The sequence below is a fragment of the Pseudomonas sp. FFUP_PS_473 genome, assembly GCF_002858665.1.
In the GTDB taxonomy this organism is placed as follows: domain Bacteria; phylum Pseudomonadota; class Gammaproteobacteria; order Pseudomonadales; family Pseudomonadaceae; genus Aquipseudomonas; species Aquipseudomonas defluvii.
In genome coordinates, this window is record NZ_PJQQ01000008.1 from 1 (window position 1) to 24,207 (window position 24,207).

Below are 24,207 nucleotides of genomic sequence, written 5' to 3' on the forward strand. Positions count from 1 at the left end.
GCACCGGCCAACCTCAGACGTGCGTATCAACGCGTGGTCAGCAACAAGGGAGCACCGGGTGCCGATGGCATGACGGTCGCTGACTTGGCGGGCTACGTGAGACAGTATTGGCCAACCCTCAAGGCCAGGTTACTGGCCGGTGAATACCAGCCCCAAGCAGTGCGAGCGGTTGAAATTCCCAAGCCGCAGGGCGGCACACGGCAACTGGGAATCCCCAGCGTCGTGGATCGCCTGATCCAGCAAGCACTGCAGCAGCAGCTCACACCTATCTTCGACCCACTGTTCTCGGACTACAGCTATGGTTTTCGTCCGGGCAGAAGTACGCATCAAGCCATCGAGATGGCTCGTGCTCATGTGACAGCGGGACACCGCTGGTGCGTGGAACTCGATCTGGAGAAGTTTTTCGATCGGGTCAATCACGACATCCTCATGGCCTGCATCGAACGTCGGATCAAAGACAAGTGCGTACTCAGGCTTATCCGCCGCTACCTTGAAGCCGGGATCATGTCGGGCGGTGTCGTCAGCCCACGGCAGGAGGGGACGCCGCAAGGCGGCCCGCTTTCGCCGTTGCTGTCGAACATCCTGCTCGACGAACTCGACCGCGAGCTGGAGCGACGGGGCCATCGCTTCGTACGTTATGCCGATGATGCGAACATCTATGTACGCAGTCCCCGGGCCGGCGAACGGGTGTTGGTCAGCGTCGAGCGCTTCCTGAGAGAACGTCTGAAGCTGACGGTGAACAGGAAGAAAAGCCAAGTGGCAAGGGCGTGGAAGTGCGACTACCTAGGCTATGGGATGAGCTGGCACCAGCAGCCAAGGCTGCGCGTGGCAAGGATGAGCCTAGACCGCTTACGCGACCGGCTCAGAATGCTGCTGCGCAGCGTACGGGCTCGCAAAATGGCGACTGTCATCGAGCGGATCAACCCCGTCCTGAGAGGCTGGGCTAGCTACTTCAAGCTCAGCCAGAGCAAGCGGCCGCTTGAGGAACTGGATGGTTGGGTCAGGCACAAACTCCGCTGCGTCATCTGGCGTCAATGGAAGCAGCCTCCCACGAGGCTGAGAAACTTGATGCGCCTGGGGTTGAGCGAGGAGCGTGCCAACAAGTCAGCCTTCAATGGCCGAGGTCCATGGTGGAATTCGGGAGCGCAACATATGAACTACGCGCTGCCAAAGAAACTGTGGGACCGGCTCGGGCTGGTCTCGATACTGGATACGATTAACCGGCTTAGCCGCGTAACCTGAACCGCCGTGTACGGAACCGTACGCACGGTGGTGTGAGAGGACGGCGGGTGTGAATCCGCCTCCTACTCGATCAGGCGTTTGCTGGGCAACCTGGCTGCGCAGATGATCAGGGCTCGCCCCGGGGCGCAAAGAACTAGGCCGAGAACCCCCCATCAATCGTCAAGCTGGCGCCGGTGATGTAGCCTGCTTCCGGGCCGGCCAGGTAGGCGACAAAGCCGGCAATTTCCTCGGCCTTGCCGTAACGATCCAGTGCCATCAGACCTTTCAGGTACTCGGCGCCCTCACCATCGGCCGGGTTCATCTCAGTGTCCACCGGGCCGGGTTGCACGTTGTTCACGGTGATGCAGCGCGGGCCCAGGTCGCGGGCCATGCCTTTGGCCAAGCCGACCAGCGCCGATTTGCTCATGGCGTACACTGCGCCGCCAGCAACCGGCATGCGTTCGGCGTTGGTGCTGCCGATATTGATGATGCGCCCGCCGTCGAGCATATGCTTGGCAGCTTCCTGGCTGGCGACGAATACACTGCGCACGTTCACCGCCAAGGTGTGGTCAAGCTGCTCCAGGGTGATTTCCTCAGTGTTGCCCCAGGCCAGCACGCCGGCGTTGTTGACCAAAATATCCAGGCCGCCGAAGTGCTCGACTGCTGTACGAATGGCCTGTTGCACGGCTGCGGCATCAGCACTGTCGGCCTTGAGGGCAAGTGCCTTACCACCAGCGGCAACCACTTCGCTGACCAAAACATTGGCCCGCTCAGCAGACGATACATAGGTGAAAGCTACTGCCGCGCCTTCACGGGCCAAGCGTTTGACGATGGCCGCACCGATACCGCGGGAGCCACCTTGAACGAAAGCGACTTTTCCTTGCAGCGTTTGGGTAGAGGTCATGGTGTATCTCCTTTACAGAAAGTTAGTTCAGCCCGACTGCGGTGTGAGCAATCTATTGCCATGGGCCTGCTTAGCTATAGCCTGTTGATCAGGAGCAGGGCCCCATAATCTTTTACGGTTCATCCGGGCGCGGTGTGTCGAGGTGCAGAGTATTGCAGTGGGTGGTTAAGTCAGGATTATGGGCGTCCGCCACTGGCCGGTATTCGAGAACGCAGCGAGAATGGCAGCATAGCCCACACCGGGATTCACCGCGGAACGTGACCCAGGATCAACGGGCGGGTGCGCCTCATCACACGTCAGGCAGCGCCAATACGAGGAGGACCGTGTCTATGCAAACGCGTATCAATGAAGCAATCCAGACGCACTACACCCGTGCGGACTTGGGAGACGTCATACTGACGGCGCTGGAGAAAGCGGGCAAGGACATAAACCACCTCACGCCCGAAGACTTGGCGCCCATCGACCAGTTTCATATCCGCGGACGGGCGGCGACGCTCGAGCTTGCCCGGGCTGCAGGGCTCGATGCATCAAAGCACGTACTTGATGTGGGTAGCGGCGTAGGCGGGACCTCGCGTTGCCTGGCGAAGGAGTTCGGTTGCCGTGTCACGGGCATCGACCTTACAGACGAGTACTGCCGCGCTGCTTCGATGCTCTCGGCCAAGACTGGCCTTGCACACCTCGTCGACTACCGCCAAGGCGACGCCACCAAGCTGCCATTTGATGACCAGACATTCGATGTCGTATGGACGGAGCATGTGGCAATGAACATCCCGGACAAGACGCGGCTGTACAAGGAAATGCACCGCGTTCTAAAGCCGGGCGGCACGCTCGCTATCTACGATGTACTTGCTGGTCCGTCTGGCCCGGTGCTGTTTCCGGTTCCGTGGGCGCGCACACCGGATACGAGTTTCCTCGTGTCGCCAACTGAGTTGCGCGCGCTTCTCGAGGAAGCAGCATTCACGATTACCGACTGGTCTGACACAACAGAAGCGGCGCGCGCGTGGTTTGTGACCCTGGCCGAGAAGATCCAGAAAGAAGGCTTACCATCCCTTGGATTCCATTTGCTGCTTGGCGCTGATTTCAAGGTGATGGCGCAGAATCAGGGTCGAAACCTGCAAGAGGGGCGGATTGCTCTTGCACAAATCGTTGCGAGGAAGTGAGCTATGCTCGCAGGGTAAGTTTATCCTCTTGGATATGTTTATCGACGGTATCTGCGTGGAGGGTTCAGTCAATTCGCCTCACAGTAGGATATGCGACTGAATCGAAAACTGAATCGATCCTCTTTTTGTACGTGCATGGAGTGACAGCTCCTGGCCGATTCCTGCCATTCCCAATGACCGCTATGGGTTGTGGATTCAACCGGTCGCGTACGACTGCAATCGATCAAAAGCATCTGCTCATTCGCGGGTTTGTGGGGCGGGTAGAATTCAGATGCCTTGAAGGTCGATGACTCAGCGCTTGTAGAGTAACGCTTCAACTACAACGCCAAACGCTGATGAATGTTCACGGCGATTGGGGTAGTAGAGATGGTAACCGGCAAAGGGTTGGCACCAATCTTCCAACACCCGCACAAGGCTACCGTCGGCTAGCTCTTTCGCCACCATGTCCTCCGGCAGGAAACCCAAGCCACATCCCGCCACGGCCGCACGCAGGATCGGCAGGCTGCTGTTGAATGTCCATTGCCCTTCGACACGGGCCTTCAGTTCGTGACCATCCTTTTCAAAATCCCATTGCATCAGGTTGCCATGGGTGGGGAGGCGCAGATTGATGCAATTTTGCGCCGCCAGATCACCGGGCACCTTCGGCACTGGCCGCTTGTTGAAATACTCAGGTGAGCCCACGACTGCGATGCGCAAGGGTGGCCCGATAGGAACGGCGATCATGTCCTTAGCCACCTGATCTCCCAGGCGTACACCGGCGTCATAGCGTTGCGCGACGATGTCGGAGAGGGCGTAGTCGACGGTGATTTCGACTTTGATGTCCGGATAGTCGGGAAGCACCTTTAAAAGCTTGGGCCACAGAATATTGTTGGCGGCATGTTCGGATGCTTGAATCCGCACATTGCCTGCCGGGGTGTCACGAAACTCGCTGACTGCGGCCAGTTCGAGTTCAATCTCATCGAACCGCGGCGCCATTGACTGATACAGCCGCTGACCCGCCTCGGTCGGCGAAACGCTGCGCGTGGTACGCGTTAGCAGGCGCACACCCAATCGGCTTTCCAGCGCGCGCATGGTGTGGCTCAGCGCCGACTGCGAGACGCCAAGCTGGGCGGCCGCGCGGGTGAAACTGCCTTCGCGGGTGATTATCACGAAGGCTTGCAGGTCGTTGAGATTGGCGCGGGACATTGATGAAAACCTCTCATGAGGGGCGCGGGTTAATCCATGAAAGCAGGTTGCACACGGATGCGCGACCCCCAAGAGAGTTGATTACAAGGTGCGGGCGTAAAACGCGGTCAGTTTGCCAATCGCGGCATCGACATAACGCGGCACCCAATAGGTTTCGATGTGGGTCGCGCCGTCGAGGATAAACACTTCCTTGTCGGTGGTGCCGGTGGCTTTCGGAAAGGCGTCCTGCGTCATGTACAGGCTGTCGGCTTTGCTGCCAGCGATCATCAGCAACGGTTGGTTGATCAGCTCGATATGGTCAGTGGCGTCGAAACGCATCAAGTCGATCAGGCTGCTGGTGGTGTATTTGAAGGTCGAGTTCGGGTGCGCGTGGGTCTTCCAGTAGTACTCATAACCTTGGCGATACAGCTCGAAGGGCAGTTTGGCAATCTGCTCGTCGGTGAGGTTGGCATCGCCCGAATACAGCACCGCGCCGCCGACCGCCTCTTGCGCGCGGGCTGCTGACGCCTGTTGCAGGCGTTGCTGAATGCTGTCCATTTGCGAGTCGTTGTAGCCGTTGCGACGTACCCGGCCCGAGTTGAACATGCTCACCGTTGCCAGCGATTTGAAGCGTTTGTCGGTTTGCGCTGCCGCCAGCGAATAACCACCGCCACCACAGATGCCGAGCAGGCCCAGACGCTTGTCATCGACGCCGGCAAACTGGCTGATGAAGTCGGCCATGCCGTGAATGTCTTCGATGCGATACGCCGGTTTATCGATGCTGCGCGGCTGACCACCGCTGGCACCCTGATACGCCGCATCGGCCGTGATGGTGATGTAGCCCTGTTCGGCCAGGCGTTGCGCGTACAGACCGGCGACTTGTTCTTTCACGCCGCCATTGGGGTGTGCAACGACCACGGTCGGGTAGGTCTTTTTCGCGTCATAGTTAGCCGGTGTGTACACGTTGGCGGCGATATCCAGACCGTTGAGCTTGTAGCTGACCGGATGGATGTTGACCTTGCCCGGTTCGTTCTTGCTGATCGCGCCGTCGTAGGCGAGGGTGAACGGGTTCTTTTTGTAATCGGCGGCCAAGGCTTCGCCCGCGGAGAGGCCGACCAATGCCGACATGAATGTGGCTTTGAGTGTGTTTTTCACGTGAAGCTCCTGAGCAATCAAAAGGGCGGCAGTGGCAAAAGTATTTGGGTCAGTCCAGCTGGTTTTCTTTGAGGAACTGCGCGACCAGGTCAGCGATCTGCACGTTGTTCAGATCCGACATGGGGAAGTGGGTATTGCCGTGAATGCCGATCTCCGGCAGGTGGATCAGTCGCACATCACCGCCGTGGCGATTGACCGCGTCACGCCAGAGTCGGGCCATTTTCAGGCGTGCGCGCCAACTGTCCTGAGCGGGCAGGTCGACCGCCTGCTCCGGGATGTTGTCGCCGTAAAGGATCAGAATCGGAATGCGCGTGAGAGCCATAAATTGCTCCATCGGCACCGCCGCGCCTTGCACTGTGTCGAACGCGCTGGGAATCGGCGCAGGCACTTCACCTTGAGCGAACACGAAGCTGCTGCCTGGCTCGAACGCAACAATGGCTTTCACCTTGGTGTTCTTGATCGCCGTCAACCAGCCCGGCCCGCCACCTTGCGAATGGGTGAATAAAATCCCCGGGCCGATTTTGTCGAACAGTGCTGACACGCCATCAGAGACCACGCCCATGTCGAACGGCCCGGTGTTCGGCGTCATCGCCCGGAAAAACTGCTCGCGGGTCTGGGCATCCTGTGCCACTTGCACGCCGTTGAAGTAGTTGGGCCACAGGCCGATGCGGAACTGGTTGAACCACAGTTGCTCGTCAGGCACAGGCTTGATTGTGGCCTCGACCATGCTGCGCCCGGCATCGCCACGCCGTGGCTGATCGATCAGATAGACGCCGTAATGGCGGCGCAGAAAAATGTTCTGAAAGCCTTCGCGACCATCGGCGGTGGTTTCCCAGGTCTTGGAAAACTGACCCGCACCGTGCCACATGACGATGGGCAGTTTTCGCGCATCCACCGGGATTTGATAGAAGGCGTAGACGTGGTCACCGTGGTAGGTCTGGCCGTTGGGCGTCATCGGTTTGTGCGGGTTGAAGGTGCCCGGTGCAGTGGTCACCGTTCCGCCGGCGGCGAAGCTGCCTTGTTGTTGAATCAGCAACGAGCCATCGGGTTGGTTCGCGCAGGCCGCCAACAGGCTCAACAGCGTGATGCTCAGCAGGTACTTTACAGATTTCATGTCATTTCCCCGAAGCCGCGAGGGCCTGGGTCAACGCGGTATTGGCACGTTCAGCCGTCTGCGCATCGCCGTGTTTTTTCAGCAGTTCCGTGACCTCGAGCAACTGTGCCGTGCTCAGACCGACGCGCAAGCTCGCCGCCATGTGTGAGCGCAATTGCGGCTCGACACCTGGCGTTGCGGCCAGCGCCCCGACGGTCGCCAGTTCGCGGCTTTGCCAGTCGAGGTTGTCGCGCTCGAAGATGTCGCCGAACAGGTGGGTTTGCAGGAACCGGTTGATCACCGGAGCGAACTCGAACACCGGGCCTTTGACCGGGGCGCCGGAGATCCTGGTTTGATTCGCGGTTCCGGCGGCCAGCAGCTCATTCCCGATCGGAATCGCCCGGCTCGGCTCACGCCCCGGCGCGTCTTCGATACCGCGCTGTTTGCGCGTTTGCACCACCGTCATCAGCTCGTTCAAGGCGTTGAGGCTGCGGGGGAAGCCCACATAGGCGTATAGCTGCACCAGAATTTCCCGGGTTTCGCTGATGGTCAAGCCGGCATCGAGCCCTTGATTGAGCGCGGTGTTGAGGTTGGGTATGTCGCTGGTTGCCATGAACGCGGCGATCAGGGGAATCGTTTGTTGTTGGCGCGACAAGGTAGCTGCGCTGGCTGGCGTGCTGGCCATGGTCTGCGATGCCTCGGCTGCTTGAGTGGTAACGCTGAACATCGCCCCGATGCCCAGACAAAGTGCCATGAGTGTGGGGAGGGCAGTGCTATTGCGTGCGTCAGTGGTCATCGTGAAAGGCTCCATCCATTGCGGGTCACTGCGGTGTCACTGGATCGTACGGAGGATGGTTGTTGCGATTAATCCCGAAATTTCGCATGGACTTCTGAGCAGAACTCATGAGTCGACATTGACATAACCGCTGCAATTCCGGCGCGACCGCGCTGGTGCGGGGCATGGAGGTCGGATGACGGTTTGCGACAAAGGTGCCGGGAGAGCAACTTCGACACATTCCGTAACTTCATTGGCCGGCGTACTGCGCCTCCGATACCTGTTCCGCCCAGGTGACGGTCTTGCCGTCCTCGGCTTCAGCGATGGCGATGTGGGTCATGCCGTTGCTGGCCGTGGCGCCATGCCAGTGACGGGTATGCGGCGGAATCCAGACAGTGTCGCCCGGTCGGATTTCCTGTCGCGGGCCGCCCTCTTGCTGCACGTATCCGACGCCTGCGGTGACGATCAGCGTTTGCCCCAGCGGATGGGTGTGCCACGCCGTGCGTGCGCCGGGCTCGAAGGTCACCGTGCCGCCGCCGATGCGCGCTGGCGCATCAACTTTAAACAGGCCATCAACGCGCACCGTGCCGGTAAAGTTTTGCGCCGCGCCCTTGACCGAGGGCTGCGAGCCGTTCGGCGTAACGCGGATTTCGCTGGCGGCCTGGGATTCTGCCGCCATGCATGACAAAGCAACGAGTGGTGCGATCAATCGGTTCATCGGGTCAACTCCGGTCAGGCGTGAAAGCGGCGCCGCACGTGGCGGCGCGTTGGGCAGACTCAGAGTCCTGTCATCTTCAGTGCCGATTCCGGCAGGCGTTCACCTTGCACCTGAATCTGCGCCATCTGCTCGTTGATCACGCGCAGATCGTCACTGGTCAATTGAAGCTCGACTGCGCCCAGGTTCTCTTCGAGTCGATGGGGTTTGGTCGTGCCCGGGATCGGCACAATCCACGGTTTCTGTGCAAGCAACCATGCCAGCGCGACTTGCGCCGGAGTAGCGTGTTTGCGTTGCGCGACGGCTTTCACCACGTCGACCAGCGCCAGATTGGCCTTGCGGGCTTCAGGGGAAAAGCGTGGTACAAAGTTGCGGAAATCGCTGGCGTCGAACTGCGTGTGCTCGTCGATTTGACCGGTGAGGAAACCGGCGCCGAGCGGGCTGAACGGTACGAAGCCGATCCGCAGTTCTTCCAGCACTGCCAGCAGTTCCAGCTCTGGGCCTCGCCAGAACAGCGAATATTCGCTCTGTACCGCCGTAACCGCTTGCACCGCGTGTGCCCGGCGAATGGTTTCCACACCCGCCTCAGACAGGCCGAAATGCTTGACCTTCCCCTCGGCGATCAGCTCCTTGACGGTACCGGCGACGTCTTCGATGGGTACCTGAGGATCGACGCGGTGCTGATAAAACAGGTCGATGCAGTCGGTGCGCAGGCGCCTCAACGATGCCTCGGCCACGGCGCGGATATGCTCCGGGCGGCTGTTGGTGCCGCCGCCGCGTGCGCCGGTGATCAGGTCGATATCGAAGCCGAACTTGGTAGCGATGACGACCTGCTCGCGAATCGGCTGCAAGGCCTCGCCCAGCAGTTCTTCATTGGCGAACGGGCCATACGCTTCAGCGGTGTCGAACAGGGTGATGCCTTGCTCGTGAGCCGAACGAATCAGCTTGATCATGCCGGCTTTGTCGGCAGCCGGCCCATAGGCCGAGGTCATGCTCATGCAGCCCAGGCCCAGTGCGGACACTTCCAGGCCATTACCCAACGTGCGGATTTTCATGATGTCACTCCGTACAGAATTCGATTAACGCGTGCGGGGGTGATCGCTCAGCCAGGCGTTCACGCGTTCCATAGTCTTGCGCTCCTGCTCACTCTCCATCACAAATCCCTTCAGAACCCTAGCCTTCGGCGCGTGCTCGACCAGCACGCTGCGACTGTTGCCCAAGCCATAACCCCCGTGGGTGTTGAAGGGGATGAGGGTCTTGGCGGTCAGGTCGTGGGCGCTGAGAAAGGCGCGCACGATCGGCGGGGCGGTTTCACCCCAGATCGGAAAGCCGAGATAGATTGTGTCGTAGTCGCTGAGGGCGTGAATCTTGCTTTGCAGCTCGGGTTCGAAGCCGCTGTCACGCTCCTGACGCGCCTGCTCCACGGTTTGCAGATAGTCCTCGGGGTAGGCGTGGGTCGGGCGAATCTCGAAGAGATCGGCACTCAGTCCACGCTGGATCAGCCCTGCAACGACGCGGGTATTGCCCGAGCGCGAGAAATACGCGACCAGAATCCGCGAGCCTGAGCGCGGTGTTTCACTAGCGCCTTGCGTGTCGGCGAGCGATAGCAGCGGGGCGCTGGCCAGTGCGGCGATCACCGTGCGCCGCAGTGGATCATGATCGTTGCTCATCGACCGACACGCGCCTTGAGGGCCTCGGGATAACGCTCGCCTTCGATGCGTATCTGCGCCAATGCTGTATCAATTGCCTTCAGTTCGAAGGCGTCGAGCGTGATGTCTGCGCCGCCGAGGTTTTCTTCCAGACGATGCAGTTTGGTCGTCCCCGGAATCGGCACAATCCACGGCGCCTGCGCGAGCAGCCATGCCAGCGTGATCTGTGCGGGTGTGGCTTGTTTCTGCGCGGCGATCTGACGGATCAACACCACCAGGCCCTGATTGGCTTGCAGCGCCGACTGGCGGAAACGCGGGACGACGCTGCGGAAATCGTCGCTGCCGTAAGTGGCCTCCGCCGACACCGTGCCGGTGAGAAAACCTTTGCCCAATGGGCTGAACGGCACTAAGCCGATGCCCAACTCCCAAAGCGTCGGCAGGATTTCCTGCTCAGGCTCGCGCCACCACAGCGAGTATTCGCTTTGCAGCGCTGTGACCGGCTGCACCGCATGCGCACGGCGAATGGTCTGCGCACCGGCCTCCGACAGGCCGAAGTGCTTGACCTTGCCTTCGCCAATCAAATCCTTCACTACTCCGGCGACGTCCTCGATCGGCACGTCCGGATCGACGCGGTGCTGGTAAAGCAAATCGATGTAATCGGTCTTCAGTCGACGCAACGAACCCTCGACAGCGACCCGGATGTGCTCGGGGTGGCTGTTGAGAATCTGCTGTTTATTGTTGTCGCCGAAGGTGAAGCCGAACTTGGTGGCGATGACCACTTGATCACGCACCGGTGCCAGGGCTTCGCCCACGACTTGTTCGTTCAGGTAAGGGCCGTAAACCTCGGCGGTATCGAAGAGCGTGACGCCTCGGTCAACCGCCGATCGGATCAGAGCAATGGCTTGTTGTGTGTCAGTCGCCGGGCCGTAGCCATGGCTCAAGCCCATGCAACCCAAGCCCAGGGCTGACACTTCGAGTGAACTGCTTCCGAGTGTGCGCTTGTGCATTTGGATCTCCCGACATTTGGCGTTGGGAGAACAGTAAGCGAGCTAATGAGCGGGCACTAGACGGTTAAATCGGCAAGGGTTCATGAAATTTGCTCATCAGTCTCAGAAAACGGGAGGTGACGACTGTGTCCTCATGGATACCTAGACGCCCTGAGCAAGTGCTCAGAAACAGGCCTAACTATCGCGTTTGATAGTAAATAATCGAGCGATCGCTTCTGGCCGTTACCTGCCCTCCGCAAAGGGCAGGTTTGGGTCAAGGCCTGCTTGTCATGGATGAGCGCTACCCGACCCTGAGCAGAAGCTCACAGGTTCTCTATGAATGACTGGTAGTTGTTTGTTCTTCTGCACTTTCAACTGCAGACTCGCACGCTTACTCCTCCAACTGCACATATTCGATGCGGTGCCGTCCATTGTTTTTAGCCGCATATAGCTGCTGGTCTACGGCGTTGATGAAGTCTGTAGGCTTTTCCCGCGCACCTGGCACCACCGAGCCCGCGCCTATGCTGACCGTGACGCGGTGACCATGCGGCGATAGCGCATGCACGATGGACTGCTTCTGAATCAACCGCTGGCAGCGCTCAGCAACTCTACGCGCCACCTCGGCATTGGCTTCGGGCAGCAGCACGACAAACTCTTCGCCTCCGTAGCGAGCCACAAGATCGCGAGGGCCATCCAACGCCAAACTCAGCGTCTGTGCAATCGCTATCAAACATTTGTCGCCTTGAATATGGCCGTACAAATCGTTGTACTGCTTGAAAAAATCGACGTCAAACAACAGCAGAGACAGTGGCTGGCGCTCGCGGCGCGCGCGTTCCCACTCCAACTCGAAGCAGCTATCGAAGCGGCGGCGGTTGGCGATACTCGTCAAACCGTCCTTGAACGAAAGCACCTCTAGCTCTTTCTGCAAGCTCAGCAGTTGGTCCTCGGTCTTCTTGCGTTCGCTGATGTCAAACATGAAGCCGATCAGTGCTTCGACCTCGCCTCTGTCATTGCGCACCACGTGCACAACGTCGCGAATCCACACATAGCCGTTGTCCTTGGTCAGCGCTCGGTAGTCCGCCTCATGGTCCACGCCAGCCTGGGATTGTGTTACGCAGAAATTCACCACATATTCGCGATCTTCTGGATGCATGCGCATAGCCCAGTCTTCCACGCTCACCCAACTTTCAGGGCTCCAGCCCAGCAACGCTTCGATCTGAGGGCCGATATAGGCGAATTTCATTGAGGCCCAATCAATCTTCCAAGGAATCGCCTTGGTCGACTCCAGCAAGGTTCTGTATACCTCACTGTCATTAACGAACTCGCTTGCATCGGACATACGCAATAGCCCTCAGAGTCATATCAGTAAGCCACTTTAGCCTTAAGCAGGCAGTCGTGGAAATTTACTGAGTGTGTTGCAACGTCATCTGTCCTGCGACCGATCAGCGATGCGCTCTCACCGGCATTCGCGACTAGAATTCCACTGCCGACCCTTCTAAAGCCAGGTCCGGTTTCAACCCTGCAATGTCAGGTCGCTAGTGTTATTTCCGTCTATGGGATACCGGTATGGCAAATCTGCAAGACAAAACCGAATCCGAAGAGGATCTGGCCCAGATGGTAATAGGGCGGGGCCCCTGCACCTACCTGTTGTTGCTGTTGCTCGGATTGATCCTCCTGTTTCCTTTTCTCGAGGAGGGGATACTGGCCCGCACGTTGCTCGGCATTCTGTTTTCAATCGTGCTGCTGGTGGGCGCCTCTGCCACTCGGCAGACTCGGCGGGGGTTGATCCTCAAGCTGGGCCTGGCGTTGCTGGGGGTTGGCCTTCAATGGACGGCGTTGTGGGCGGAGAGTGTCGCGACTCTTGTCTTTGCCGCCGTATGTTATGCGGCGTCTCTTGCCGTCTCGTTTAGCGGCGTGCTCCGCTACATTCTCAAGCGCGGGCCCATTACAGCCGACAAGCTGCATGGTGCGCTTGCAGGTTACATCATGCTGGCCTTCGTCTGGTCCTTCGTCTATGGCCTGGTCGAGGTATCCAGCGCGGGTTCCTTCGGCCCCGGGCAACTCGACTTCATGCAGCCCGGCTCGTTCTTCAAGCTGATCTATTTCAGCCTCACGACGCTCACGACCACCGGCTATGGTGATGTGATCCCGTTGACTGACCACGCCCGCTCACTGGTGATGGTCGAAGAGTTTTCAGGCGTCTTTTACGTGGGTGTTGTCATCGCGCGGCTTGCCGGCCTTTATCCGTCGAATCAGCTCAGGTGACGCTCGATTTTGACTGAGTTGTCCCTGATTGCAGACGACCCCGTGAAGGCGATGCAGCGAATGTCCTGGGGGTCAGAGCCCTCCGCCGAAGCGGTACTGCCAGACGATGCCAATGGCATCGTATTCGCTGCCTGTACGGGTATGCTCGCCATTACTCGCGTTCAGCTTTAGCGAATGGTTGCGGTTCAATGGCAGCGTAAGGGTGCATCCGTAGCGTGTATTTTCCTGAAAGTCATGGTTGCCGACCCCATCGACTGAGCTACTTCCGCCCGCGAAATAGGTTGTATCCAGCGACGCCCAAACACCATTGCTAAAGGCATAGATGAGATGCCCTTGTACTTGGTAGATCGGGTTCTGTGACAGCGTGTGGTCGCCGAGGAACTCGTTGTTGTCGGTGTAAAAGGTACCCGCGCCGGATAACTCCAGGGTCACTGGTCCCAGGCGTTTGGAAATCCCAAGCTCGGGTTTGAACGACCAGCGGTTGTTGCCCAGGTTCACCAGTTTGTTCGCGTCGTATTGCCCCAGAGGCGCGGTGATCGCCAGGCTGGCGCCGATAATGACATCTTGTTGATAGCGGGGGAATTCAGCCAGGGACATCGCCGGGGCGCCATACAGGTTCACCGAGAAGCGCAATCTTGGATCGATCAAACCCGTGACATTGCGCTCCTTGGGTTCACCGTTGAACAGGGCAGAGCCGCTCAGTTTTGCCTCAGGCACGACGATGTCGAACTTCCCCGAGCGGCCCCAGACGTCGAGGGACCTGGCAAAGGCAAACACGACTGTCTTGATGTTGAGCTTGGCATCCTGGAGCGGAACTGAGGGGTTGGCCGTCACGCTGCCATGGAGATCGCTGTAACCCATCAGCAGGAAATTGATACCGACCGGCGTATTGGCGTAAGACCTGGGTTCGAGATCCTCTGCGACTGCGTTGGGGGCTGCTATGACGAGCAAAGCGGATGCGAATCGAACCAGCCTGACGACGCAGCGTTTGTGTTTCATCCACGTTTGCTTCCTGTCAGGCCCTGAAGTGCTATGTATTGTTGTAGCGCATCTGGATTTGCTTGGCACTGGCCGCGGCTACCCGCTCCATGTGCTGATCGCTGAGGATGTCTGTGGGTGAGTCGATATCCAGCAGGACACCTGAATCTTCAACCTCTACCGGAATACAGGCGTCAGCATTGTCGAGGATGACCTGTCTGCCGCCCTGATCGCCTTGCAGATGGGCAAGCGCTGGCCAGAAGCGCCGACCAAACACCACGGGATGCCCCCGCTGTCCTTGATGGAAGGGCAGGACGATGTGGTCGGTGCTGGACAACGTGCGCAGTTGCTTCAGCGTCTGCGCGTCGACCCATGGCATGTCACCGAGCAGAACCGCCACGGCCTTTGCCCCTGAATGCTCAAGTGCGCGTACGCCCGCCGCGAGACTGGCCCCCATCCCGTCATCGGCATGCGCCGCCCACACGATGTCGACCTGGAGGTCGATTGCCAACTGTTCGGGGACGTCACCTGGGCGTAGTACCACCCGAACGTCGTCGAACACCTCCCGCGCACGCGCCAGGGTTGCCGCCAGTAGTGATTGCCCCGAACGCAGTCGGGCTTTTCGCTTGTCGCTGCCAAAGCGCTCGGCGCGGCCCGCTGCCAGTACCAGCGCGACACAGCCGCCCTGCGAGCCATGAGGCTGCTGATTACACCTGTCGTGTTGCTCCCTCGTACGCTTGGCCTGGTCCACGGACAGCTCGCCAGGCAGTGCGACATTGTTCTTGGCGGCAAGCACTTCGGCCATGACACTGACCGCGATTTCCGCCGGGGTCTTGCTGCCGATGTAAATGCCGATCGGCCCATGCAAGCGCCTGAGCGACGCTTCGGTCTCACCGAAATGCTCGATCAGCCGCTCTCGGCGGTTCTGGCTGTTGCGCCGGGAACCAATGGCTCCAATGTAGAACGCCGGGCCATGCAGGGCTTCAAGCAAGGCCAGGTCGTCCAGTTTCGGGTCATGGCTCAGGGCAATGATGCAGGTACGCACGTCAGGTGCGAAGGCCCGGACGACGTCGTCGGGCATGCCGACCACTGTATCGACGCCGGTAACCGTCCAGGTGTTGATGTACTCGGGCCTGGGGTCGCACACCGAGACCTTGAAGCCATTGAACTGGGCCATGATCGCCACATATTCAGCCAGTGCGCCGGCGCCAATCAGCAGCATGCGGTAACCTGGGCCGAGTGGGTTGCTGATGCGCTGACCGTCGAAGCTGAATGGATCTGGTGTGGTGGTTGCTTCGAGTGCGACCTCGCCGGTCGCCAGGTTCAGGTGGCGACGCATCAGCATGCCTTCATCAAGTCGCGCCAGAAGCTGTTCCAGCGCCTGCAGGCACGGTGCGAATTCAAGGACGATCTCCAACGTGCCGCCACAGGGCAGGCCGAAGCGGTGTGCTTCGTCGGCGCTCACCCCGTAACGAACAAGCTGCGGTGCACCTTCCGGCAAGCCGGGCCCTCCGTAGGCACTACTGTAGCGGTGAATCAGGTCATCCTCGATGCATCCACCGGAGACGCTGCCCACGACGCGTCCGTCGTGGCGCAGCACCATCATCGAGCCTACCGGTCTTGGCGACGAGCCCCAGGTGCGTACCACTGTCGCCAGCAGGCAGCGCTCGCCGGCAGCGAGCCAATCCCGGGCGGTGCGAAGAACAAGCAGGTCAATGCTTTCCATGGAATTCCCTCAGTGAGCACTGCGGCGTCACAGGTTGAGCCTGAGGCTCGATGTTCATCGGCCTCGCGGCTCCGGGCCTGCCTAGCCGAAGGTGTACCTGGACAACGGCATGCTACGGATGCTCTGGCCAGTCAGCCGCGCCACCGCGTTGGCCACCGCCGGTGCGACTGCCGGCAACGGCGGTTCGCCAATCCCGCCCATCTTCGCGCCGCTCTCGATGATGCGCACATGCACCCGCGCCATGCGCTGCGGTGTCAGGATAGGGTAGAGGTTGTAGTTGCGTGCACGTGGCTGGCCGTTGGCATACACCGCTTCCTCCACGAGGGCCTGGGACAATCCCAGCGCTACGGCGCCATTGACCTGAGCCTCGATGATGGCCGGGTTGACGATGCTGCCCGGATCAATCGCTTGCCAGATATCGTGGACTTTTACCTGGCCCTGCTCGATGGACACCTCGGCAATTACCGCCGCTTCCGAGCCGAACGGCGAGGCCATGGCCACGCCCCGTGCCCGGCGCGAACCATCTTCGGCGGTGAACGGGCCACGTTTCCAGCCACCCGACAGTTCGGCGACCGCCTGCAGGAGATGGGTCAGGCGGTCGTTGCCGCGCAGCAGGTGCAAGCGCAGCTCAAAGGGGTCCTTTTTGCCGTGGTCGGCCAGTTCGTCGAGGAACGCTTCGTAGAAGAAGTCATTCATCGAGTTGCCCACCGAGCGCCAGTAGCCCAGCATTGCCGGGCCTTTGACATACACTTGGGCGATGCGCTTGTGGGTGATGGTGTACGACTTGCCCGTCAGCCCCTCGAGTGCCGAGGGGTCGAGTCTTTCGCCCTGTTTTCCGGCGATTGCTTCGGTTGGGCCTTCGGTCGCGCTCACGGCTTCAAGCGCTACGGGCAGGCCCTCGGCGTCCAGTGCCGCGCGGAACTTGACCACCGCCATGGGGCGCAAGGCATCGCGCAAAAACTCCTCCTCGCGGCTCCAGATCAGTTTGACTGGGCGCCCGACGGCCTTGGCCAGCAGGATCGCCTGTGGGTAGGGGTTGGCGCTGTCGTAGAGGAAGTGACGGCCGAAGAAACCACCCAGCAGGGGTGAGTGCAGGGTGATCTGTGACGGGTCCAGGCCGGTACGTTTGGCAATGTCGGCGCGGAACATGTCGGGTGCCTGGTTGGGCAACCACAGCTCAAGCGTGCCATCGGCGTTGAAGCGTGCCAGGGCCGAAGGGGGCTCAAGCTGCGCGTGGTTCAGGTACTGGTTGTGGTAGGTGGCCTCGACCTTGGTTGGCGCCGAGGCGAACGCCGCGCTGAAGTTGCCCTCGTTCTCCGCATCGCGGCCTGGGCCCGGCTCACCGGCCAGTCGCTCACGAAAGGCGTCACTGGAGAAATCAGCGGGCATCGGGCGCAGCGGCGAGTCTTTGCCAGCTTCCTGCCATTCCACCTGCACGGCTTCCACGGCGCGCTTGGCATGCCACCAACGCTCGGCAACCACGGCGACTGCGCCAGGCAGGCGATGAACCGAATGCACGCCCTTCATGGCCTTGACCTGCGCTTCGTTGCGCAAGGCGCCCACGGTCATGCCCAGGCGCGGCGCATGCTGCACGGCTGCGTGCAGCATGCCGTCGAGTTTGACATCGATGGTGTAGACGGCTTTTCCGGTGGACTTGTCGTAACCATCGACCCGCTGCACCGGCTTGCCGATCCAGCGGAACTGGCTCGGATCACGCAGCTGCAAATGGGAAGGATCAGGCACCGGCAGGTCCATGGCGCGTTCGGCCAGTTCGCCATAGCTCAGGACACGGCCCGAGGCGGCATGGACCACGCGACCGGGTTCGGTGGTCAGTTCGCCGACCGGCACCTCCAGGCGTTCAGCGCCTGCCTGCAGGAGCATGGCCCGGGCCAGGGCACCGAGGCGGCGCATGGTTGGGTAGCTGGTACGCACCGACATGCTGCCGCCAGTGATGCGCATGCCGTTGTCCATGACCACGTATTGCTCGCCGGGCGGGGCGCTGTCGACCAGGAAGGTCGCAGGGTCGGCATCGAGCTCCTCGCCGACGATTTGTGCCATGGCGGTGAAGGTGCCTTGCCCGCCCTCCATGAAGGGGCTGAGCAGGCGAACAGTGCTGTCCGGGCGGATTTCCAGGAAAGCCGGCACCTGTGTGCCCGCCGCCTGACCGCCACTTGCGGCGGCTTGGGCCCGGGTAAGGCTGATTGGCAGGCCGAAGCCGAGCACCAACGCGCCTGCGGCGGTCCCTGCGGACGCAAGGAGAAATCGGCGCCGGGAAATATTCACCGGTTCCCCGACCGGGTATGGCTGTCCGTCGGGGCTGCTGAATATGCTGTCGTTCATCAGCTGTTCTCCTGATCGGCCGCTACCTCATGCACGGCGGCCTGGATGGCGTTGTAGGTTCCGCAACGGCACAGGTTGGTCATTGCCGCCGCGATCTCTGCGTCGGTCGGATGGGGCGTGTGCTTGAGTAGGGCGGTGGCCGCCATGACTTGTCCGGACTGGCAATAGCCGCACTGGGCGACCTGATGCTTGACCCAGGCGGCGACCACCCGTTTGCCCACCGCATCGGCTTCGATTGCTTCTATGGTGGTGATATCGCGCCCGACGACGCCCGCAATGGGGGTGACGCAGGCGCGCAGCACGTTGCCGTCGACCATCACCGAGCACGCGCCGCACTGTGCCAGGCCGCAGCCGTATTTGGTCCCGGTCAGCCCCAGGTCGTCCCGGATGACCCACAGCAGTGGTGTGTCCGCGTCGGCATCGACCTGGTAGGTCTGTTGGTTGATTCGAAGCTCCATGGCTCACCTGCAATCAGTCGGTTGGTGTCTCGGTTTTCTCGTGGGAGCAATACGCTAGGCGCACGTCATCCAAAGACGCTAGCACAAGGTCGGCCCGGCGATGCCCGCAGGGTATTGCTATGACCTAGCGATGAGCTTGATAAAACGGGCTATGCCGTAGTGCGCCTGAAGGCAATCAGTCCACCAGGCGCAAGGCGTCGATCACGACCTGCATGGCCCGTGAGGTCTCCCGCTGGGCGGCGTAGTAGAGGTGATAGCCGGGAAAGCTGCGCCACCATTCTTCGAGCACCGGCACTGCCCGGCCCGACGCCAGGTGTGGGCGGGCCAGGTCTTCGGGTACGTACGCCAGGCCCCATCCTGAAATGAGGGCTCTCCTCCGTATGCGACAAGTCCCCAAGGGGACGAAGCTGCCTACTTTAGGTGCTGCTCGACTAGCAGGTAACCCGCATAAAGCGCATGTACCTATGCAAGAAATTGATTAATCAAGCCGACAGGGTGGGGCGCTTCACTCCAGACGCAGTGCTGCGATCAATAGTGACATGGCGCCGGTGGGTTGCCGTCGGCTGGGATAGTACAGGTGCAAGCCGGGCCACATCGGGCACCAGTCATCCAGCAGTCGTACCAGATGCCCGTAGCGCAGGTAGGGCTCGGCCAGTTCTTCCGGCAGATACGCCCAGCCCGGCAATGGCGGTGTCCAGGCAGTCGAAGGTCGTGTTGAAGATCAACTGGCCGTCGACCCGGATGTTCAACCGGCGGTCGTTCTTCTCGAACTCCCAGGGCCACAGGTTGCCATGGGTGGGCAGGCGGATATTGATGCAGTTATGGTGCATCAGATCCTCAGGCTGTTCAGGTGCGGGGTGTTGGGAAAGATAGCTTCTGGTTGCCACCGCAGCGAACCGTGCGTCGGGGCCGATGCGCACGGCGATCATGTCCTGGTCCAGGGACTCACCGAGCCGCACGCCGGTATCGAAGCGCTCGGCGACGATATCCACCAGCCCGTTGTCGGTGAATACCTCCACCTTGATACCGGGATACTTGGGCAGGAAGCGCTTCAGCTTGCCCATCAGCACGGTATGAACCGCGTGGTCCGAGGCGGTGATGCGCAGGGTGCCGGTCGGGCTGTCGCGCAGATCATTCAGCGCTTCGAGTTCGGCGTCTATCTGCTCCATTTGCGGCGCCACGGTCTGCAACAACTGCTCACCGGCTTCGGTTGGGGTCACGGTACGCGTATTGCGTGACAGCAACTGCACGTCTCCAGCGTACGCACGGCGTGGCTGACGGCGGTCTGGGACAGGCCCAGGCGTGCGGCTGCCTTGGTGAAGCTCCGTTCCCGCGCCACCGCAAAAAATACGGTCAGGCCGGCAAAAGCGTCGCGCAGGGTCTTGTGTTCCATGGGCTGGCAAACCTCGAATAACCGCATCTGTAGCAGGCTTGGCAACGCACTCGCTCATGGAACACCTGAAAAGCCCTCTAGCTGCCGAAGGATTCCATGAGTACTTGAACCAGCTCTCCACCTTCTGGGGTTGCCCAGCTACCTGCCAGTTCGGCAATCAACTGGTTGGTGGTGGTGAGTGTTACACCGGCCTTGTCCATCCGGCGCAATGCGATGTCATCGGCCATTGCCGTTGGCGAGGCGCCTGCATCGGCGACTACCTGGACTTCATAACCTTCCCGTACCAACGTCAGTGCTGGGTATACGGTGCACACGTCATTGGTTACGCCCGCGATGATGAGCTTATTGCGACCTGTAGCTTTCACCGCAGCAGCGAAGTTTTCGTCATCCATCGCGTTCACGATACCCAGCCGTTTTACGCGGGCGGCAAACGCCGAGGGAAGGATCTGTTCCAATTCGCTCAGCAACGGGCCTTGTGCATATGCTTCCATGCTTGATGTCAACACGACAGGCATCTTCAAAATGCGTGCGGCCTTGGCAAGCATCAGGGCGTTGCGTTTCAGCTCGTCAAAGGGCATGGACTTGGCCCAGCCCATAGTGCCGACCTGATGATCAATCAGCAGGAAGGCGGCATTGTCAGCGCTGAACTTTTCGTACTTCATGGTGATTCTCCTAATCGTTACAGGTGGGTACAACACCCAGTGGTGGGGTCAACGAGCGTGCAGTGTTCCAAAGGCACCGCGCCGGTAGTCGTCTACCGCCTTGGCCAGCGCCTCTGGCGAAGCAAGGGCAAGAGGGCCTTGCCAATACACCGGTTGATTCAACGGAGTACCCGAAAACACCACGGCTTTCGCGTGTCCGTTTTTTGCGTGCAACGTAACCAGTCGATCCGGCCCATGCGGCAGGTTTACCGGGGCTTTCGGGTCAGTCAGGTCAAAGGCATGACCATCGACATGAATCTCCCCGTCAATCGGCATCACGAATGCGACGTGCCCTTCTGGAACGGGAATCTGCACCTCGCATCCGTGCTCAAGGGCGATATCCAGCAGCCGGACGTCCGTAGGGAGTGACAGGGGTGACACTGCGTCCGCAAAGCTTCCGAGGGGCACTCGAACGTTAGCGCCTGCCAGGCGGACAACAGGCACGTCCTGCGCTTCCAGGCTGAAGACAAAAGGCGCGCCTGCCTGTTTGTCCTCCGGCAGGTTGATGAAAATTTGCAGCATGTGAACCGTCTTGCCTGGTTCGGCTGGAACCTCTTCATGCACCACACCGTTACCCGCCGCCGTCCAGTGCAGGCCACCCGGTTGAATCAGGTTGCGATTGCCCAAGGCGTCGCGGTTGTCGATACCGGTTTCCGAGTCCAGAAACAGGTAAGACACTGCCGAGAAGCCCGCATGAGGATGGGCGGGGAATGTCGGCCCACTCATCCAGGCATGATCTACCCCCAGGAACGGATCGATCGGTTTCGCATACAGGTCGCCACGGAGGCTGAATGCTCTGAACTGGCTGCCGTGATTCATACGCTGCAAGCGGGCGATGGGTTGCATGACAGTGCTCCTCAGGCCCCTTGGGACAGGGTTGGGTAGTCGATGTAGCCTTCAGCGCCCGGTGCGTAGAAGGTGTCCTTGTTTGGCAGATTCAACTCGGCGCCTGCACGGAAGCGATCAGGCAGGTCGGGGTTGGCGAGGAATGCGCCGCCGAATACAGCGGCATCCGCTTTGCCGGTAGCGATCAACGATTCGGCGCTGTCTTTATTGAGGCCGCTGCCAATCAGGTAGCTGCCGCCGAACAGAGGGCGCAATGCCGCGTGGTAGTCGAACGTGGCGCCGAACAGTGCCACGTGCAGGTAGGCCAGGTTCAGACCACCAAGCTGCTTGACCAGATAGGTGTAGGTTTCCTGCGGATTGGCATCGACGATGTCGTTAAAGTTCATCTCGGGGGAAATCTTGATACCCACACGGTCGCTGCCCACTTCACTTATCAGGGCGCCAATCACTTCCAATACGAAACGGACTCGATTCTCAACCGAACCGCCATAGTGGTCATCGCGCTGGTTGCTGCCGGTCGACAGAAACTGTTCAGGCAGATAACCCGAGGCGGCGTGCAGTTCTACGCCGTCGAACCCGGCTTCAATCGCGCGGCGCGCGGCTTGGCGGTAGCCTTCGACAACAGCGGCAATCTCGCTAACGGTCAGTGCGTGCGGTGTGACGAAGTCTTGCAACCCCGTGGCAGTGTAGGTCTGACCCGCCGCCTTAATGGCAGAAGGCGCCTGCGGTTGAGCTCCGTCAGCCAGCAACGACGGGTGTGAAACACGACCGCAATGCATCAGTTGCATGAAGATGCGGCCACCGCGAGCGTGTACGGCTTCAGCGACTTTCTTCCAGGCGGCGACCTGTTCGGCGGTTTCAATACCAGGCGTACGGACATAGCCCTTGCCGAGTGCAACGGGAAACACGCCTTCAGAAATGATCAGCCCGGCACTTGCCCGTTGTGCATAGTAGGTGGCGACCAGATCCTTCGGCACACCCGCATCGTCAGCGCGCGAGCGTGTCATGGGGGCCATGACCATGCGGTTGGAGAGCGTGTAGCGACCTACTTGGACTTCGGAAAACAGAGCGTTCATTTGGGGCTCCTCAGTGGTGATGGAGCCATGATGGATCAATCCGAATACGGGATAAATCCGGTAAAATTGAAATAACTGATCCACTGATGGAGCAATCATTTGGAATATCTCAATGACATGGCCTTGTTCGTCGAGGTCGTGAAGATGCGCAGTTTCCGCGGGGCGGCGGAGTCCTTGGGCATGCCGAACTCGACGCTCTCGCGGCGCATCAGCGGCCTGGAAAAGCAGATTGGCTTGCGCCTGCTCCATCGCACGACTCGCAGGATCGAGCTAACCGAAGCCGGTCAGCTCTACTTCGAGCGCTGCAAGCGCATCGTCGACGAGGCCCGCTTGGCCCATGAGCAGTTGGGCGAGATGCTGGCCCGCCCTGGCGGCTTGTTGCGAGCTTCACTGCCGGTAGACTTCGCCAACATCTACCTGGCGCCATTGATTGCCGAGTTTGCCCGGCTGTATCCCGGCATCAGCTTCGAGTTCGATCTGACGCCACGTCAGGTGGACCTCGTCAGTGAGCCTGTGGACGTTGTCATCCGTATGGGCGAGCCGCCCAACTCAAACCTGATTGCGCGTAAACTCGCAAGCCTGCAACGTTGCCTGTACGCCTCACCCAGATACCTTGAGCGTTCTGGTGAGCCGGACCATCCCTCCCAGCTCATCAACCATGAATGTCTACGGATGCGCGGATTAGGTGCCGACCGCTGGACGCTGTCCAGCGAGGCCGGTAATGAGCACGTGGACGTAAGAGGGCGATTCGCACTCAACAGTGTGGGGATGCTCAGGCGCCTGGCATCCTTGGACCTGGGCATTGCCTTGCTGCCGGAGGGTATTGCCGCACAGGATGTGGCCAGTGGGGCACTGCGAAAAGTTCTGCCGCAGTGGCAAGCGTCACCGGTATCGGTCTACGCACTGACCGAGACACGGCTGTTGCCAGCCAAGACTCAACGGTTTATCGAGTTTTTGCGCGACAAGCTCGAAACCGCCTGAGCGTCTTAGGCGCGCTTCATAGAGGCTTGGCAGGCATTTGCATCCCCGCAACCATCTCTCGTGCTGCCGCGATGAATGCCGTCGAAGCCCCATTGACCTGGCACGTGACGATCAGCCCCTCACCGATCACGAAAAGCTGCATCGCAGCCACAGACGGTTGCTTGAGCTGTGCCTCGGTACAGATCGTTTCCAGGTAGGCGAGCACCTGTTGCTTATGTTGCTTTGCCAGTTGGTGAGGTGTTTCGCGCTGGTCACTGTATTCAGCAGCGGCGTTGATAAAGGCACAGCCAAAAAAGTCTGGCCCTTGCGCCCAAGCGGCAATGAAGTCGATGTAGGCCAGTGGTCGCAGCGGGCCAGGCGCTGCCTCTAGCGCTGCCTTCATCTGCGCCATGAATTCGGTATGGCGAAGCTGTAGCGCGGCGTCGATCAGGTGTTCTTTGCTCGGGAAATGCCGATACAGCGTTTTCTTGGTGACCCCGGCCACCTGGCTCAGTTGCTCTACGCCGGAGGCGTGGTAGCCCTGGCGGTAAAACAAGCGCAAGGCCGACGCGGTGATGGTCTGGGATGTGCTCATGTGTTCTGGCCTCCTGGGGTACTGGACGTAGTGTACACCGATCGGTT

At 60.2% G+C, this 24,207-nt stretch carries 23 protein-coding genes and 2 pseudogenes; 4 read left to right on the top strand and 21 right to left on the bottom strand.

Annotation, left to right across the window (positions count from 1 at the left end):
• Positions 1–1,242, top strand: a 1,242-nt coding sequence (ltrA, locus tag CYD26_RS07270; protein ID WP_102052229.1) for a group II intron reverse transcriptase/maturase, incomplete at its 5' end; no start/stop codon positions are given.
• A 133-nt stretch (positions 1,243–1,375) separates the two neighbouring features.
• On the opposite strand, the gene CYD26_RS07275 is transcribed toward ltrA, so the two are convergent.
• On the bottom strand, positions 1,376–2,125 hold the full coding sequence (locus tag CYD26_RS07275) for a 3-oxoacyl-ACP reductase family protein (RefSeq protein ID WP_099774605.1): 750 nt from the start codon (positions 2,123–2,125) through the stop codon (positions 1,376–1,378).
• Positions 2,126–2,454: 329 nt separating this feature from the next.
• Here CYD26_RS07275 and CYD26_RS07280 point away from each other — a divergent pair, with 329 nt between their 5' ends.
• Positions 2,455–3,285, top strand: coding sequence for a class I SAM-dependent methyltransferase (locus CYD26_RS07280; RefSeq protein WP_102052230.1), 831 nt, complete (start codon positions 2,455–2,457; stop codon positions 3,283–3,285).
• A 291-nt stretch (positions 3,286–3,576) separates the two neighbouring features.
• Here CYD26_RS07280 and CYD26_RS07285 read toward each other — a convergent pair whose 3' ends face one another.
• From CYD26_RS07285 to CYD26_RS07325, 9 genes are all read right to left on the bottom strand, one after another.
• Positions 3,577–4,470, bottom strand: coding sequence for a LysR family transcriptional regulator (locus tag CYD26_RS07285; protein WP_099774609.1), 894 nt, complete (start codon positions 4,468–4,470; stop codon positions 3,577–3,579).
• A gap of 81 nt (positions 4,471–4,551) precedes the next feature.
• Positions 4,552–5,604: an alpha/beta hydrolase gene (locus CYD26_RS07290; protein ID WP_102052231.1), complete on the bottom strand. Its 1,053-nt coding sequence runs from the start codon at positions 5,602–5,604 to the stop codon at positions 4,552–4,554.
• A gap of 49 nt (positions 5,605–5,653) precedes the next feature.
• Entirely contained in the window at positions 5,654–6,598 is a 945-nt protein-coding gene (locus tag CYD26_RS07295) for an alpha/beta fold hydrolase (RefSeq protein WP_177442442.1), read from the bottom strand.
• 121 nt (positions 6,599–6,719) lie between these two features.
• Positions 6,720–7,493 (bottom strand): carboxymuconolactone decarboxylase family protein, encoded by a 774-nt coding sequence (locus tag CYD26_RS07300; RefSeq protein ID WP_102052232.1) that lies wholly within the window; start codon positions 7,491–7,493, stop codon positions 6,720–6,722.
• Between the two features lie 229 nt (positions 7,494–7,722).
• On the bottom strand, positions 7,723–8,190 hold the full coding sequence (locus CYD26_RS07305; RefSeq protein ID WP_102052233.1) for a cupin domain-containing protein: 468 nt from the start codon (positions 8,188–8,190) through the stop codon (positions 7,723–7,725).
• A 59-nt stretch (positions 8,191–8,249) separates the two neighbouring features.
• Positions 8,250–9,242, bottom strand: a complete 993-nt coding sequence (locus CYD26_RS07310) for an aldo/keto reductase (RefSeq protein WP_102052234.1) — start codon at positions 9,240–9,242, stop codon at positions 8,250–8,252.
• A 24-nt stretch (positions 9,243–9,266) separates the two neighbouring features.
• Complete coding sequence (locus tag CYD26_RS07315; RefSeq protein ID WP_102052235.1) at positions 9,267–9,857, bottom strand: flavodoxin; 591 nt, start codon at positions 9,855–9,857, stop codon at positions 9,267–9,269.
• A complete protein-coding gene (locus CYD26_RS07320; RefSeq protein ID WP_102052236.1) occupies positions 9,854–10,843 on the bottom strand; it encodes an aldo/keto reductase in 990 nt (329 codons plus the stop codon). Before CYD26_RS07320 ends, CYD26_RS07315 begins: the two co-directional genes overlap by 4 nt.
• A 370-nt stretch (positions 10,844–11,213) precedes the next feature.
• Positions 11,214–12,161, bottom strand: a complete 948-nt coding sequence (locus CYD26_RS07325) for a sensor domain-containing diguanylate cyclase (RefSeq protein ID WP_102052237.1) — start codon at positions 12,159–12,161, stop codon at positions 11,214–11,216.
• A 227-nt stretch (positions 12,162–12,388) separates the two neighbouring features.
• On the opposite strand from CYD26_RS07325, the gene CYD26_RS07330 reads away from it, so the two are divergent.
• Positions 12,389–13,087, top strand: a complete 699-nt coding sequence (locus CYD26_RS07330; RefSeq protein WP_102052238.1) for a potassium channel family protein — start codon at positions 12,389–12,391, stop codon at positions 13,085–13,087.
• Positions 13,088–13,159: 72 nt separating this feature from the next.
• Here the strand turns inward: CYD26_RS07330 and CYD26_RS07335 are convergent, their stop codons facing one another.
• The 10 genes and pseudogenes from CYD26_RS07335 to CYD26_RS07375 form a co-directional block, all read right to left on the bottom strand.
• Entirely contained in the window at positions 13,160–14,086 is a 927-nt protein-coding gene (locus CYD26_RS07335; RefSeq protein WP_102052239.1) for a transporter, read from the bottom strand.
• A 31-nt stretch (positions 14,087–14,117) separates the two neighbouring features.
• Positions 14,118–14,816, bottom strand: a complete 699-nt coding sequence (locus CYD26_RS25465) for an NTP transferase domain-containing protein (protein ID WP_256587986.1) — start codon at positions 14,814–14,816, stop codon at positions 14,118–14,120.
• A pseudogene (locus CYD26_RS25470) lies at positions 14,790–15,791 on the bottom strand (XdhC family protein); the annotation flags it as partial. The gene CYD26_RS25465 and the pseudogene CYD26_RS25470, both read right to left, overlap by 27 nt.
• Before the next feature lie 81 nt (positions 15,792–15,872).
• Positions 15,873–18,131: a xanthine dehydrogenase family protein molybdopterin-binding subunit gene (locus CYD26_RS07345; RefSeq protein WP_102052241.1), complete on the bottom strand. Its 2,259-nt coding sequence runs from the start codon at positions 18,129–18,131 to the stop codon at positions 15,873–15,875.
• A complete protein-coding gene (locus CYD26_RS07350; RefSeq protein WP_099774632.1) occupies positions 18,131–18,589 on the bottom strand; it encodes a (2Fe-2S)-binding protein in 459 nt (152 codons plus the stop codon). The genes CYD26_RS07345 and CYD26_RS07350 overlap by 1 nt, the downstream gene beginning before the upstream one ends.
• 175 nt (positions 18,590–18,764) lie before the next feature.
• On the bottom strand, positions 18,765–18,986 hold the full coding sequence (locus CYD26_RS07355) for a LysR substrate-binding domain-containing protein (protein ID WP_256587977.1): 222 nt from the start codon (positions 18,984–18,986) through the stop codon (positions 18,765–18,767).
• 108 nt (positions 18,987–19,094) lie between these two features.
• Positions 19,095–19,982, bottom strand: a pseudogene (locus CYD26_RS07360) (LysR substrate-binding domain-containing protein).
• 77 nt (positions 19,983–20,059) lie between these two features.
• A complete protein-coding gene (locus CYD26_RS07365; protein ID WP_099774635.1) occupies positions 20,060–20,644 on the bottom strand; it encodes an isochorismatase family protein in 585 nt (194 codons plus the stop codon).
• A gap of 48 nt (positions 20,645–20,692) precedes the next feature.
• Positions 20,693–21,529, bottom strand: a complete 837-nt coding sequence (locus CYD26_RS07370; protein ID WP_102052243.1) for a pirin family protein — start codon at positions 21,527–21,529, stop codon at positions 20,693–20,695.
• Between the two features lie 11 nt (positions 21,530–21,540).
• Entirely contained in the window at positions 21,541–22,605 is a 1,065-nt protein-coding gene (locus tag CYD26_RS07375; protein ID WP_102052244.1) for an alkene reductase, read from the bottom strand.
• A 99-nt stretch (positions 22,606–22,704) separates the two neighbouring features.
• Between CYD26_RS07375 and CYD26_RS07380 the strand changes: the two genes are divergently transcribed.
• Positions 22,705–23,586, top strand: a complete 882-nt coding sequence (locus CYD26_RS07380) for a LysR family transcriptional regulator (protein WP_102052245.1) — start codon at positions 22,705–22,707, stop codon at positions 23,584–23,586.
• Positions 23,587–23,602: 16 nt separating this feature from the next.
• On the opposite strand, the gene CYD26_RS07385 is transcribed toward CYD26_RS07380, so the two are convergent.
• On the bottom strand, positions 23,603–24,160 hold the full coding sequence (locus tag CYD26_RS07385) for a TetR/AcrR family transcriptional regulator (RefSeq protein ID WP_099774641.1): 558 nt from the start codon (positions 24,158–24,160) through the stop codon (positions 23,603–23,605).
• Between the last annotated feature and the right edge of the window lie 47 nt (positions 24,161–24,207).

Bases quoted from the DNA above. Each gene is read 5' to 3' on its own strand.
- CYD26_RS07275 (WP_099774605.1), bottom strand. From the start codon at position 2,125: ATGACCTCTACCCAAACGCTGCAAGGAAAAGTCGCTTTCGTTCAAGGT.
- CYD26_RS07280 (WP_102052230.1), top strand. From the start codon at position 2,455: ATGCAAACGCGTATCAATGAAGCAATCCAGACGCACTACACCCGTGCG.
- CYD26_RS07285 (WP_099774609.1), bottom strand. From the start codon at position 4,470: ATGTCCCGCGCCAATCTCAACGACCTGCAAGCCTTCGTGATAATCACC.
- CYD26_RS07300 (WP_102052232.1), bottom strand. From the start codon at position 7,493: ATGACCACTGACGCACGCAATAGCACTGCCCTCCCCACACTCATGGCA.
- CYD26_RS07305 (WP_102052233.1), bottom strand. From the start codon at position 8,190: ATGAACCGATTGATCGCACCACTCGTTGCTTTGTCATGCATGGCGGCA.
- CYD26_RS07310 (WP_102052234.1), bottom strand. From the start codon at position 9,242: ATGAAAATCCGCACGTTGGGTAATGGCCTGGAAGTGTCCGCACTGGGC.
- CYD26_RS07315 (WP_102052235.1), bottom strand. From the start codon at position 9,857: ATGAGCAACGATCATGATCCACTGCGGCGCACGGTGATCGCCGCACTG.
- CYD26_RS07320 (WP_102052236.1), bottom strand. From the start codon at position 10,843: ATGCACAAGCGCACACTCGGAAGCAGTTCACTCGAAGTGTCAGCCCTG.
- CYD26_RS07325 (WP_102052237.1), bottom strand. From the start codon at position 12,161: ATGTCCGATGCAAGCGAGTTCGTTAATGACAGTGAGGTATACAGAACC.
- CYD26_RS07330 (WP_102052238.1), top strand. From the start codon at position 12,389: ATGGCAAATCTGCAAGACAAAACCGAATCCGAAGAGGATCTGGCCCAG.
- CYD26_RS07335 (WP_102052239.1), bottom strand. From the start codon at position 14,086: ATGAAACACAAACGCTGCGTCGTCAGGCTGGTTCGATTCGCATCCGCT.
- CYD26_RS07345 (WP_102052241.1), bottom strand. From the start codon at position 18,131: ATGAACGACAGCATATTCAGCAGCCCCGACGGACAGCCATACCCGGTC.
- CYD26_RS07350 (WP_099774632.1), bottom strand. From the start codon at position 18,589: ATGGAGCTTCGAATCAACCAACAGACCTACCAGGTCGATGCCGACGCG.
- CYD26_RS07365 (WP_099774635.1), bottom strand. From the start codon at position 20,644: ATGAAGTACGAAAAGTTCAGCGCTGACAATGCCGCCTTCCTGCTGATT.
- CYD26_RS07370 (WP_102052243.1), bottom strand. From the start codon at position 21,529: ATGCAACCCATCGCCCGCTTGCAGCGTATGAATCACGGCAGCCAGTTC.
- CYD26_RS07375 (WP_102052244.1), bottom strand. From the start codon at position 22,605: ATGAACGCTCTGTTTTCCGAAGTCCAAGTAGGTCGCTACACGCTCTCC.
- CYD26_RS07385 (WP_099774641.1), bottom strand. From the start codon at position 24,160: ATGAGCACATCCCAGACCATCACCGCGTCGGCCTTGCGCTTGTTTTAC.